This is a genomic window from Paenibacillus sp. FSL R7-0179, assembly GCF_038002265.1.
Taxonomy (GTDB): domain Bacteria; phylum Bacillota; class Bacilli; order Paenibacillales; family Paenibacillaceae; genus Paenibacillus_AQ.
In genome coordinates this window covers 1,290,794-1,302,803 of record NZ_JBBOCC010000002.1, presented here as the reverse complement: position 1 = coordinate 1,302,803, position 12,010 = coordinate 1,290,794, and the positions used below count along the sequence as shown (strand labels likewise).

The following is a 12,010-nucleotide window of genomic DNA, read 5'->3' as shown; positions in this document are numbered from 1 at the left end:
CCTCCCTCTCTCTTAACCGATAATTTCCTCAATTCGTGCCAATATATCCTCTTGCAGCTCAATGCCCGAAGCCTTCACATTCTCCTCCACCTGCTCAGGGCGGCTCGCGCCGACCAGGGCACTGGATACATTAGGCTGGCGCAGAATCCAGGCCAGCGCCAGATTGCCTACGGAGATATCCAGTTCAGCGGCAACCTTGACCAGCTCCTGAACCTTTGTAAGCTTCTCCTCCGTAATTCCTTTGCGCATCCAGTCGAGCCGGGCAGCCCGGCTGTCTGCGGGAATATCGGAGACCGAGCTGTATTTGCCGGTCAGCAGACCTTGAGCGAGCGGGGAGAATACGACTTGTCCGATTCCCTTGCGCACCCCAAGCGGGATAATCTCCTTCTCGATATAACGTTCAAGCATATTATAGACCGGCTGATTGACCACGATATGATCCAATAGATACCGGTCGGCAACTGCAAGAGCTTCGGTCATCTGCGCCGCTGTCCATTCACTGACTCCCACATACAGCACCTTGCCCTGACGGACCAGATCATCCAGCGCCCGCAGCGTCTCCTCGATCGGAGTCTCCGGATCATACCGGTGACAGTAGAGCAGATCCACATAGTCAGCGCCCAGCCGCTTCAGGCTGGCATGGCATTGCTCTGTAATATGCTTCCGGGACAGGCCGCGGTCATTGGGACCGTCACCCATTACCCCGAACACCTTGGTCGCCAGCACATAGGATTCGCGCGGATAGCTGCTTAGGGTAGCTCCCAGCACCTTTTCCGCCGCCCCCTTCTCATAGACATTCGCGGTATCAAAAAAATTAATGCCCAGGGAGTAAGCGGTTTCAATAGCCTTAACAGCATTGTCCTGCTCCACATATCCTCCATAGGTCAACCAGCTTCCCAGGCTGATCTCACTGACCTTAAGTCCGGTTCCACCTAATCTGCGGTATTTCATTAATCCCTTACTCCTCTCTGAATCCGGCGGGTCCCGCCAACCGGTTGCTATATGCACCTATTCATTCTAGAACAAATTGGCAGAAATAGAAAGCGGAGCGGACGGCTCTACCTGTCCCCTCCACTTCTGCAGATAGATTCCAGGTGAACATTCAGCACCCGGATCACACGTTGTTTATTCATCCGGTCAGGCTCAAGCATGGCATGAAGGGCCAAGCCGTCAATTAAGGCATACAACCGTTCGGCTTCATCATCCTTATCCAGCCCCGGCTTGAGGAGCGCCTGCTGATCCAGATAATCAATAATTTGGACGATCAGCGGATAGATCGCATCGTTAAGCTCAGTAGCCCTCTCCCTGCCAGTCTTGAGATGGAAGGTGAAAGCGAACCATACCTCCATCTCAGCCATGCTGCTGTCGTCGGTAGGGAGCAGCTCCAGCAGCACCTGCAAAATCTGCTCCCGGGGAGGAAGCTTCGACTGCATAATGTCCACAATCCTCGCTGTTACGCGCTCCTTCACCAGATTCATAGCAAACTCCAGCAATTCCTGCTGGGTAGAGAAATAATGGCGCAGCGCACCCAAGGATACACCCGCCTCGGCAGCAATATTACGCACCGTAGCCCCTTTGATTCCCTGCCGGATAATAACCCGCCAGGTAGCTTCGGCAATATTCGATTTTCGTTCGGAATGATCTACAATTTTTGGCATGCCCATATTGTAGCATACCCGAAATGATAAGCACAATTTAAATAATACGATTGTATTATTTAAAATCCGCTGTTATACTTCGACTAAGCTATACTTACTATCAACTATAACAAGGGGTGCGATATGAATCTGGTTGCATGGGCGATTCTTACCTGTGAGGTGTTGTTCTGGGTGGTCATTCTTGCAGGCTTTACAGCGCGTTATATCTTCAAGCGGTCTACACTGGGACTGATTTTGCTGGCGATGACTCCGGTGCTCGATATCCTTCTATTGATGATCTCCGGCGTGGATTTGGCAAGAGGCGCTACCGCTACGACAGCACATGCGCTTGCAGCCGTATATATTTCCGTGTCCATTGTATTCGGTAAAAGCATGATCGCTTGGGCCGACGAACGCTTCCGGTACTATGTTACCAAGCAAGGGGCGAAGCCGGCTAAGCGTTACGGCATGGATCACGCCAAGCATTATTTCCAGAGCTGGTTGAAGCACCTGCTCTCCTTTGTACTCGCTGCCGGGATACTGTATGGTCTCATCATCTGGATTGACGACGCCGCCCGTACCGAAGCTCTGTTAAGTATCCTAACCGTATGGTCCGTGGTGGTTGGCATTGACTTGATCATCACTGTTACCTATTTCATCTGGCCCCGACAGGCCAAAGGTTCAAGCTGAGCCGGCTTATACGCCGGCTCTTATATTTTTCACCGTCCGCTGCAATGAGAAATCCTTGTATATTCTATCCCCGCCATCGCCGGTAGGGGCTTGCGCCAACAACCCGACCTTGACCATGTCTCCCACCGGGAGGGTAAAGAAGCGCATCATGTCAAACCTTACGCCATCGGTCGAATAATGAAAAGCAAAGGCATTCCCAGACCTGGCAGCCTGAAGCCATACCTCATTGCCCTCAATATTGCAGCCATTCGCATCGTCCGAGATCTGGTTCGTAACTACGCTGACCACTGCGTGGGTATCAAAATCTGTCAGCTCAAAGCAAGCCTTGGCCCAGATGTTAAGGTCCTGCATCACCATAATGGAAGAAGAATCGTACGTGTCCCGGAAGTCATGGCTCACCTTCACCCGCAGCACGAAATCCCCGGATACTTCTGTATAGAAGAAGGGAGCATTCGTCAGACTCTCAGGCGTCAGTCCCTCCTCGGAAATGGCCCCGTTATTGCAGAAAAAGTCGCTGTTAGCAGTGGCCTCTATTATAATACTGTCATCCTCAAACCGGATGCTCCCCTCATTCATCCACTGGTATGCTGTAAAATCAGCCTTGGTCATTTGGTATTCCTCCTATTTTTGGATATTTCTAATTAATTGCAGAGCAATCACATCCTATAGCAAAATGGAAAAATAACATATAGCAATATTTTGACAGACTCTTGAATATTAGGTTGACTTAAACCATGGTTTAAGTCGTATGCTATCTCTGTCGACATCTAACAATCACTTTGGAGGCCTCCAGATGAACTATTATTCCATTGGCGAAGCTGCTGCCCGTTTAGGGATTCCGGAATCTACCATCCGTTATTATGAGAAGCAAGGACTGCTGCCCCGGATGGAACGGGATGAAGCAGGCAGGCGGATTTTCACGGAGAATTATCTCGCCTTCCTTAAGATCATTCTCTATCTGAAAAACACACAGATGCCCATAAGCCAGATCAGGCAATATGTAGACTGGATGGCAGAGGGGGATAGCACGATTGCTCTGCGGCTAGCCATGTTTCAAGAACACAAACAGGCTGTACTGGCACAAATTGCGCTCATGACCGAAGCCTTGCAGGGCATTGATAAGAAAATAGAACGGTATACGAATTACTTAGAAAACAAAAGGAAATGAGGTTTTATCATGAAGCTCTCAGGAAACACCATTCTGATTACAGGCGGAGGCTCCGGCATTGGACTGGCGATGGCCGAACGCTTCATCGCTGCGGGCAACACGGTTATTATTACCGGACGGCGTGAGCAGGTGCTGCAGTCGGCTAAGGACAAATTCCCCGGCCTGATCATTCGTGCGTGTGATCTAATGGTAGAGTCAGAACGTCTCGCTCTCTTGGACTGGGTAACTGCAAGCTATCCGGGAGTGAATGTCCTAGTGAACAATGCCGGGATTCAGCAGCGCTTCAATGTACAGACAGCGGATGTGAGGAACCATTGGGCTGATTTCAATCAGGAAATCACCACCAACCTTGAAGCCCCTCTTCATCTGGCTATGCTGTTTGCCCCTTTCTTCGTAGCACAGGAAGCTGGAACTATCATTAACGTGACCTCTGGCCTGGCCTTTACTCCGTTTGCCATCGCACCGATCTATTCAGCAACAAAGGCGGCCCTTCATTCGTTCACCATGAGTCTGAGACTCCAGCTCTCCGGGACCCGCGTTGAGGTAATCGAGGTAGCCCCTCCAGCCGTAAATACAGATCTCGGCGGATCAGGGCTGCATGTACATGGCGAGCCGTTAGATGCGTTCACGGATGGGATCTTCCAGGGCCTTGCTGACGGACTCCAGGAGATCGGCTACGGCACATCTGTGGACCGTCTGCGCATGTCACGGGACCAGATTGACGAATATGCAGCGCAAATGTATGAGGCTACGAAGAGCTATATTGAATAAAAGATTTGAATCAGAACGCACCAAAGAGACCGTCTTAGGATAGGCGGTCTCTTTGGTATATGCGTTATTTGGAGAATGCCTGCTTACATCAGCTTCTTAATCTTTTCCACTGGTAACTCCACGGCCTTGGACACCTCTTCCGGGGTAAATCCATGAAGCAGTAATTTACGGATAATCTCCGCCTGACCTTTTTCTTTCCCTTGCTCTATCCCTTGTTCTATTCCTTGTTCTATTCCTTGTTCTATTCCTTGTTCTATTCCTTCAGCTATACCTTCTTCATATCCCCAACGCTTCCAGGCTGGCATGAGTTCCATAATTGCTTCACCCTCCTCCGGGTATTGTATCATCAATTCTTGTATAATCTCTTCATCCTGGGCCCGGTCCGGCTGGAAATATAAATCTGCCACTGACATCACAAGTGCCAGCCGTCCCTGATCAAGCCGTGTCTTCAGCTTCATGAACATGCGCAGGAACTCCCGGCGCACATCTCTCGCTTCTCTTGTAGTATAACCCATCTTGGCCAGTAACGCAGCAGCCACTGCATTGTCTGAATCAATAAATCTTCTCCAGTTCTGCTTACGCAATTCCACCTTAAGAAACTGGAAGCGTAGAATCTGGTGCTCAGGAATAACCATCTCTAAGGTATCCTGCTCTTCCCTGATCTCGTCTGAAGTGAAGATGGCGATCGGTATAATCAGCTTATGCTCTTTGCGGTAGCGTTCAAACAGACGGCTGAAATAGATAAACATTCGTTCATGAAACCGTGAATCCCGATACGACTGCGGCTCCAGGTGAATGAGAATATAACCGTCCAGCCCTTTGTAGCGGATCTCCAACAGCAGATCCAGCTCCCTCGCTTCCTCGCCAACAATATCCACTAGCAATTCCTGCATTAGAAACCGGGTTTCACTGTAGTCCAGCATTGCATCAAGCTCAGGAAAAAACAACTCAATAAATTCCTGAAAAAACGTCTCCAGCAGCTTCTTAAATGCTTCATCATGCGGTAAGGGGATTTTAGTCGCCTCCTGTTATGTACTGCTTGTTTGTTGTGAGTATATTCCATTTCAATGGAATTCGGTATAATAAAACGCACATGCGTTCTTATTTTGATGTAAAAAAGAGCAGCCCCGATCAAGTAGGGCTGCCTTTGTCTGCTCAGAAGCATTAGCTTTATCTATCTAGCCTACTCCTCACCCGCTTCAACAAGCTTATCCATGAGCCGGATGATCATCACTATGGCTTCAGCGCGGGAGGCAGATTCCTTCGGTTTAAAGGCGCCGTTGCCTTTCCCGGAGACAATCCCCGCATTAGCGAAGGCATTAATTGGCTCTGCCGCCCAGCTTGCCGGGAGGTCAGAGAATAACGCCGGCGTGCCGGGAACATAGCTCGTAAGACGTGCCAGCATAGTCACAGCTTCCGCGCGGGTGATCTCCTGCTTGGGGTGGAAGGAACCATCCGCGTAGCCCTGAATCACCCCATGCTGCCTAAGCGCTGCAAGTGCCATAGAAGCCCAATGTCCCTGCGTATCGGAAAATCCGGTTCCCTGTGAGCCGGTCAGTCCAAAAGCTTTTGTGAGCATTACAGCAAACTCAGCGCGTGTTACTTTGGCTTCAGGATGGAATGAACCGTCCACGTAAGCCGTTATCAACCCCATCTGGGCTGCACGTTCAATGAACGATGCACTCCACAGCGTGGAAGGCACATCCTGGAATGAAACAATAGCCGCTGTCTGGCCTTTTGCAACTATAGATTTAAGTTTATCTAAGTCCAAGCTGTCTTTCAGCACAGGTCTGGTTAGGGTTGGCTTCACGGGACCGGCAGTTATTGCTGGTGTTGGTGCCGGTGTAGTCGTTGCTTTGGCTGACGGTGTTACTGTCGGTGTTACAGCCGGCTTTGGTGTTGGCGTTGTTGCCGGTGTTACTCCCGTTTGTGGAGTTGGCGATGGTGTCGGTGTCGGCGTTACTACCGGTACCTTTCCTCCCTCAACCACGATGGAAATGGCAACGGTTAAGCCGCCGAAGGAAGCTGTAATGGTTACCCCATCCCCAGCTGCAACCCCTGTAATGATCCCCTTATCCGATACCGAGGCGACCCCAGGATCTGAGGTCGTCCAACGGACCTGATCTGTAACCACTGTACTTACTCCATTGTCATATACCGCCGTAATCACGGAAGCCGCTTGTTTGCCCACCTGCAAGGTGTGTGTGCCAGGCTCGGCGGTCAGCTTCAGCAGCTTAGGCAGCGTACCTTCTGACTGCACAGTTACCGACAGCTTCACCGGCGGCAGATTACTGTAATTCGCCTGAATGGTCGCCTCGCCCACTCCAACGGCATGAATGATACCCTCCGCGTCTACTGTAGCTGCCTGCTCATCAGAAGATGTCCATATGGCTTGATTCGTCACATCGGCAGTGGAGTTATCGCTATAGGTAGCTGTAAGCACCGTCGCGTGCTTATCACCCACATTCAGCTTCAATTCGGCCGGGGCTACGGCCACCGAAGTTAGCGTCCGCCCATCCTTTTTCACAATCGTATAGTTATCAATTAATTCTGCGCTTTGCGTAGTGCGGGCTTGGATTACGATCTTATCATGGCTCACCTGAATGGCAGAATAGACCGGAACATCCTCGTCAAACATGAAATCAAGATACTCGTATTTGCTTCCATCATAGAACTTCCAGCCGGACGCCCCGCCGTCCAGATAGACCGTTCCTTGCTCTCCGCTTGGCAGTGGCTTGCCTTTGCTCATCGGATAGGTCCGCGCATATACATGGTCATGGCCTTCCAGCACCAGATCGACCTTCAATTCTTCGAGAATGGGGGCAAAATAAGTCTGTGTGTATTCGATCAGATTGCCGCGTCCATCTTCGGTATGATAGGCAGGTTTGTGGAACATGACAATTTTCCATTTTTTATTACTTGCTAGAAGGTCCTCCCGCAGCCACTCCGCCTGCTTGCCCATCGTGACTTCGTCTGCTTCAGAGTTCAGCACCACGAAATGCACCTCTCCTGAATCGAACGAATAGGCATACTCCCTCTGGAGCTCTGGCCCGTTAACAGGAAGCCCCAAGCCTTTGGCGAAAATGTACTTTCCTCCCCCTTTTACATCATGATTCCCCATGGTATACGCAGAAGGAACAGAGGAGGAATAGATCGACGAGGCTTGCCAGAACTGGTTCCATTCATTCAAAACCGCCCCGTCATCGACCATATCACCGCCATGCATAATGAACTGGGTACCCGGATAATTAGTGAACGCATTCTGGATCAATTGCTGGTAGGTCTCCAGCCCATTGTCCCCTTTGGTGTGCGAATCGGTTACAAATACAAAAGAAACAGGCTTGTCCGGCGCAGCCTCAACCGTCTTGTAAGGATACCAATTACTCCAGTGGCCTTCGTAGCCGACTCTGTAACGATAGCCCGTACCCGGCTCAAGACCCGTGACTAATGCATTATGGAACTTGATTTCGCCCATAGGCCCCCCTGCAACCTCAGGAATAACCTCCACCTCAGAGAACGCACGCTGCACGGATGCTTTGTCCGGAGCATTCGTCAGGTCACTGTCCACCCAATCACTATCTTTCATATACTGGATATAAGCCTCTTGTACACTTGGCGCGCTCTGCCACCCTACACTCATCATCGTCTTCATATCTTCGGCAACAAAAGTCTGAATATATTGGGGATCTGCCCCGCCAAACAGAGCTACAACATTCATACTGATACTCTCGCTGGTCCCGCCATCCTTGACAGCCTGCACGCTCCAAGTGCCAATGGCTAGGTTCGTCAGGGACGTATGGATCTCTCCATTGGCATCCGTCAAGCCTATTTCTGCGCTAAGGTCACTCTGCTCCACGTCTGCGGATGAGATGTACCCCGCCTTGCTGCCATCCGGCAGATACACCTTGATGAATCCGGAGGCGCTGCCTGCTGTGGCGAACATCCGCGCGTTTTTCTCTACATTAATGAGCACTGCGGATGCTGAATCGGCTTTGGCATATACCTTGGACCCATCGGCGGTTACACGCACATAAGTCTGAGGACCGCTGGTATCGGTAAAATCAATCCCGGCTCCTTCCACCGGCGCTCCTGCGCGGGAGGTAACCGAGATGATACTCTGAGTATGCAGGCCTGATCCCTTGATGCTGATCTTGTAAGGAAACCCGATCTTATAACTTAACGGAGAGGCGAAGGAACGAACTGGCGTCCCGCTTCCATATCCGAAACTGCCCTCTACCATGGCCATCTGCTTAGCCGTCTCGCCGCGCTCCATTTTCGCAGACCGGTTCACTTCAAAATCAATACTTGACAGCGCATCAGCCTGATCCCCTTGCAGTCCCTCGGCACTGACATCAACGTAGCCGCCTGTATTATCGATAGTTGTCTGCACCTGACTCAAGCCGGAGTGTGCATTAATTACATTGGCCTGCAATGTCTCTGGATCGAACTTGATTCTGGCATGGAAGCTCTTGGCTTCGCCTACGTCCGTCGCCTTCAGCTTCAGCCGGTAGGTCTCATTACTGACAGCCTCCTCCGGGGCTTCCAAGGTAAATCTGGCCCCATGCTCGATCTGAAAAGCATATTCGGCCGCTGCCGGATTGCCGGCTCTATCCTTCACTTCTGCCAGCACTTGATGATAGCCTCCGGCCAGCGGAAGCTCCGGGTGATAGATAATCTGCTTAAGATTCAGATCATAGGTATACGTTGACGGTGCCGCAGCCTGACCATCCACCGTTAACCGGATGGAATCCGGATCAATGCCTGACTTAGCATCCTCTGCTGACAGAATAAGGTAATAAGGTCAGAGACGGGAGCGCTCAAGATTTGATCAGGAGCCGGTGCCGCCGGAGTCAACACTGGCACATCCATATCCTCATTACTGGGCTCATCATAAATCAGCCTGATATCATCAATCCAAATCGAGCCTTTATTCTTTTTGTTCATTTGTCTTTCTTTCATCTGGAAGTAGAAGGCCAGAGTACCCGGCATAGTCAGATCTGACCCTATCTCAGCCTCAACATACTTCCAGCCGCTCCAGTCTATCCCGGTCTCTTCACTCCTGATTTCATACGTTTTGGATTTGCCGGTAGAAGACACGTAGAACTTGGAGGTCAGACCATGACCCTCCTGATTGGCGTATACCCACATCCCGATTCTTTTTGGGGTCCGGTTCGTCAATGGTAGCTGAGCCGCCGGACCAACGGCAACCTGGGACGGGTTATCGGTTATGCCTATGAAGTCATAATCAATCCGCAGGGACTTCGCTCCGCTATGTACATATTTCGGATTGGTCTCCAGCGCCAGACTGCCGCTATGAATGCGGGCACTGTCAAAGGTTAGGTCCGCTAAGCTCACCTGTTCAAAATCCTCAACCTTTACGACCCCGCTGGTCTCCGCCGCCTCCCCAAAAGCAGTCGGTAGCGGAGATAGAGCAGGGGTAAGGGTGGGAAGCAGAACCGTCATAGCCAAGATCCCGCTCCATACTTTCTTTACAAATGGATGATTACTCACGAACCTTCACACTCCTTGTTGTCTGTTCTAGTAGACAGCATAACGGCGTAATATGTTCGTAGAATCATCACAATGTAAGCATATTAAATTTTATTTTATTAGACAGCGACAGCAATCGCCTTCAGGTCTGGGGAGATCCATAGCTCTGCCCCGGTTGCCTGCTGAACGTCTTCTACCGTCAGACCCGGTGCGATTTCCATCAGCATCAGCCCTTGGCCCGGAATCACCTCGATGACCGCCATTTCAGTTACAATCGTATTTACGACATGTACCGCCGTCAGGGGCAGCTTGCAGGCTTTGACTATTTTCGGCTGCCCGTCCTTGCTCACATGATCCATGGCGATAATGACCCGCTTGGCCCCGACGACCAGATCCATCGCCCCGCCCATGCCCGGCACCTTTTTCCCCGGAATCATCCAGCTGGCCAGATTGCCCTGCTCGTCAACCTCAAGCGCACCCAGCACGGTGATGTCCACATGCCCGCCACGGATGATTGAGAAGGAGACCGCACTGTCAAAATAGCAGGCTCCGGCCATCGTGGTCACAAAGCTCCCGCCAGAATCGATACAGTCGATGTTTTCCTCTGACTTCGCCGCCTTGGGGCCTACTCCGAGTATTCCGTTCTCGGCCTGTAGCATAATCTGGACATGATCAGGAATATAGTCTACAGCCAGGGTCGGCATACCGATCCCGAGATTCACTACATCACCGTCTTTGAACTCCTGGGCGATTCTTCTCACAATAAATTCCCGGTTATTCATGCGTATTCGCCACCTTTACAATAGCATCAATCAAAATCCCGGGGACGTTGACATGATTGGGATCAATTTCCCCGAGCTTCACATAAGTATCTACCTCTGCGATTACATAATCCGCCGCCATCGCCATGACGAAATTAAAGTTCCGGGAAGAGCCGTCGATCACCAGATTCCCCGCCTCGTCCGCTTTATGGGCCCGGATCAGCGCCACATTTGCATGGAGAGGCAGCTCCAGCAGATATTCTTTTCCGTCGATATCAAGCTTCCTTTTGCCTTCCTCTACAATCGTTCCTACTCCTACAGGAGTTAACACACCGCCCAGCCCCGCTCCCCCGGCACGGATTTTCTCAGCTAACGTGCCCTGCGGATAGAGATTCACCTCCGCTTCCTTGGTCATCAGCAGTCTTCCGGTCTCTGGATTGGAGCCGATGTAGGAGGCATAGATGCGCTTAACCCGGCCGCTTTTGACCAGCTTATAGATTGATAATTCCGGGGTGCCTGTATCATTGGAGATGAGCGAGAGATTACCCGCAGAATGAGTCTCGACAAGCGCATGCACCAGCTCATCGGGATGGCCTCCAGCCAGAAAACCGCCGACCATCACGGTGTCTCCATCCTTCACCCTCTTCACGGCATCTTCGGCGGAGATTAATTTGTTTATCATAGATTTCAGGCTCCTTGTTCATTATTTGGAGAAAAGCCCTTACTGGAGATAATCATGAATGACTTGGCCATAGGGCAGCGTTAGATCGGCAATAAAATGCTTTCCCCCGTGATACGCCTTCACCGGCAAATCGGCCACAGGGGCATTCACATGGGGGATCAGGCTTAATCGGGCCGGCCCGGTCCAAGCGCCTTTTACATGAACATCTTCAAGAGTGTAAGCAACCAGCTGCGCAATCTTAGGGGTCCCATCCACATCGGGGATCAGTTTTAGATTCACTTGGGTCGTAGAGATAGCTCTGGCTGTATCCTCTGCATCCATCACAGCATGCTTGTAAGGCATGGTTCCCACGGCCACCAGAACATCGTTATAATGCAGCGTGCCGGTCAGCGTCTCTGTGCCTGCAACGGTCAGGCGGGGAGAGGCCCACTTTTTGGGGAAACCCCAGATTTCCCGTCCTCCCAGAATGGCAGGCGCATTATCCAGATACATCTGAGCTACAAAATTGCACGGCTCCCCCTGAAAAGTACACGGAATCACAATCCCGCTCTCCTCATAGCTTCCCAGACCCGACGAATCAGGCATTTTGATCCATTCATATGACACGGTGTTACTTCCATCCGGCTGCAAGGGTTCCGGGACCGCTTGTCTGACCGCCGCAGGGTCGGATTCATAAGTGATAACCATAAATTCACGGTCAATGAAGCGGTAAGGCGGACGCCCGTAACCCGGACTGGCTGCAGGCATGGATTGCAGCGCAAGCACCTCTTTTGCATTCATAATGATCTTAAACTCCCTTTCTGTCAGAATT

Annotated in this window: 12 protein-coding genes; 3 read left to right on the top strand and 9 right to left on the bottom strand. The window is 51.1% G+C overall.

Annotated features, from left to right (window positions below; translation table 11 throughout):
- Window positions 1-12: 12 nt before the first annotated feature.
- Together MKX63_RS22090 and MKX63_RS22085 are read right to left on the bottom strand one after the other, a co-directional pair.
- Entirely contained in the window at window positions 13-951 is a 939-nt protein-coding gene (locus MKX63_RS22090; RefSeq protein ID WP_341020085.1) for an aldo/keto reductase family protein, read from the bottom strand.
- 107 nt (window positions 952-1,058) lie between these two features.
- Window positions 1,059-1,658 carry a TetR/AcrR family transcriptional regulator gene (locus MKX63_RS22085; RefSeq protein ID WP_341020083.1) on the bottom strand — a complete coding sequence of 200 codons (600 nt, stop codon included), beginning with the start codon at window positions 1,656-1,658 and terminating at the stop codon, window positions 1,059-1,061.
- Between the two features lie 123 nt (window positions 1,659-1,781).
- Between MKX63_RS22085 and MKX63_RS22080 the strand changes: the two genes are divergently transcribed.
- Entirely contained in the window at window positions 1,782-2,327 is a 546-nt protein-coding gene (locus MKX63_RS22080; RefSeq protein ID WP_341020081.1) for a hypothetical protein, read from the top strand.
- Window positions 2,328-2,333: 6 nt separating this feature from the next.
- Here MKX63_RS22080 and MKX63_RS22075 read toward each other — a convergent pair whose 3' ends face one another.
- Window positions 2,334-2,936 carry a DUF1349 domain-containing protein gene (locus MKX63_RS22075; protein WP_341020079.1) on the bottom strand — a complete coding sequence of 201 codons (603 nt, stop codon included), beginning with the start codon at window positions 2,934-2,936 and terminating at the stop codon, window positions 2,334-2,336.
- Between the two features lie 184 nt (window positions 2,937-3,120).
- On the opposite strand from MKX63_RS22075, the gene MKX63_RS22070 reads away from it, so the two are divergent.
- Both MKX63_RS22070 and MKX63_RS22065 read left to right on the top strand, forming a co-directional pair.
- Window positions 3,121-3,495, top strand: coding sequence for a MerR family transcriptional regulator (locus MKX63_RS22070; RefSeq protein WP_341020076.1), 375 nt, complete (start codon window positions 3,121-3,123; stop codon window positions 3,493-3,495).
- A gap of 9 nt (window positions 3,496-3,504) precedes the next feature.
- Window positions 3,505-4,266 (top strand): SDR family oxidoreductase, encoded by a 762-nt coding sequence (locus MKX63_RS22065; RefSeq protein WP_341020075.1) that lies wholly within the window; start codon window positions 3,505-3,507, stop codon window positions 4,264-4,266.
- Window positions 4,267-4,349: 83 nt separating this feature from the next.
- Here the strand turns inward: MKX63_RS22065 and MKX63_RS22060 are convergent, their stop codons facing one another.
- The 6 genes from MKX63_RS22060 to MKX63_RS22035 form a co-directional block, all read right to left on the bottom strand.
- Window positions 4,350-5,279: an Rpn family recombination-promoting nuclease/putative transposase gene (locus MKX63_RS22060; RefSeq protein WP_341023197.1), complete on the bottom strand. Its 930-nt coding sequence runs from the start codon at window positions 5,277-5,279 to the stop codon at window positions 4,350-4,352.
- Window positions 5,280-5,449: 170 nt separating this feature from the next.
- The gene (locus MKX63_RS22055; RefSeq protein ID WP_341020073.1) at window positions 5,450-8,998 is read right to left on the bottom strand and encodes an S-layer homology domain-containing protein; all 3,549 of its coding nucleotides are present in this window, start codon (window positions 8,996-8,998) and stop codon (window positions 5,450-5,452) included.
- A gap of 2 nt (window positions 8,999-9,000) precedes the next feature.
- On the bottom strand, window positions 9,001-9,777 hold the full coding sequence (locus MKX63_RS22050) for a hypothetical protein (RefSeq protein WP_341020072.1): 777 nt from the start codon (window positions 9,775-9,777) through the stop codon (window positions 9,001-9,003).
- Window positions 9,778-9,875: 98 nt separating this feature from the next.
- Window positions 9,876-10,538 carry a 3-oxoacid CoA-transferase subunit B gene (locus MKX63_RS22045; RefSeq protein WP_076155054.1) on the bottom strand — a complete coding sequence of 221 codons (663 nt, stop codon included), beginning with the start codon at window positions 10,536-10,538 and terminating at the stop codon, window positions 9,876-9,878.
- Complete coding sequence (locus MKX63_RS22040) at window positions 10,531-11,199, bottom strand: CoA transferase subunit A (protein ID WP_341020070.1); 669 nt, start codon at window positions 11,197-11,199, stop codon at window positions 10,531-10,533. Before MKX63_RS22040 ends, MKX63_RS22045 begins: the two co-directional genes overlap by 8 nt.
- Window positions 11,200-11,238: 39 nt before the next feature.
- Window positions 11,239-11,979 (bottom strand): acetoacetate decarboxylase, encoded by a 741-nt coding sequence (locus tag MKX63_RS22035; protein WP_341020069.1) that lies wholly within the window; start codon window positions 11,977-11,979, stop codon window positions 11,239-11,241.
- Between the last annotated feature and the right edge of the window lie 31 nt (window positions 11,980-12,010).